This window comes from Vibrio sp. PSi01 (assembly GCF_054960695.1).
Genome location: NZ_JBHNYN010000052.1, coordinates 1 through 589 on the forward strand (window position 1 = coordinate 1; position 589 = coordinate 589).

Sequence of the window (589 nt, forward strand, 5' to 3'; positions counted from 1 at the left end):
ACTCTAGTTCACCAGTTTCAAATGCAGTTCCGAGGTTGAGCCCCGGGCTTTCACATCTGACTTAATGAACCACCTGCATGCGCTTTACGCCCAGTAATTCCGATTAACGCTCGCACCCTCCGTATTACCGCGGCTGCTGGCACGGAGTTAGCCGGTGCTTCTTCTGTTGCTAACGTCAAGATGCGCAGCTATTAACTACACACCCTTCCTCACAACTGAAAGTACTTTACAACCCGAAGGCCTTCTTCATACACGCGGCATGGCTGCATCAGGCTTTCGCCCATTGTGCAATATTCCCCACTGCTGCCTCCCGTAGGAGTCTGGACCGTGTCTCAGTTCCAGTGTGGCTGATCATCCTCTCAGACCAGCTAGGGATCGTCGCCTTGGTGAGCCATTACCTCACCAACTAGCTAATCCCACCTAGGCATATCTTGACGCGAGAGGCCCGAAGGTCCCCCTCTTTGGCCCGTAGGCATCATGCGGTATTAGCCATCGTTTCCAATGGTTATCCCCCACATCAAGGCAATTTCCTAGGCATTACTCACCCGTCCGCCGCTCGACGCCCATTAACGCACCCGAAGGATTGTTA

At 53.5% G+C, this 589-nt stretch carries 1 rRNA gene; it reads right to left on the reverse strand.

What is annotated here, in order from left to right:
* A 16S ribosomal RNA gene (locus ACFI6G_RS22195) occupies positions 1 to 589 on the reverse strand; the annotation flags it as partial.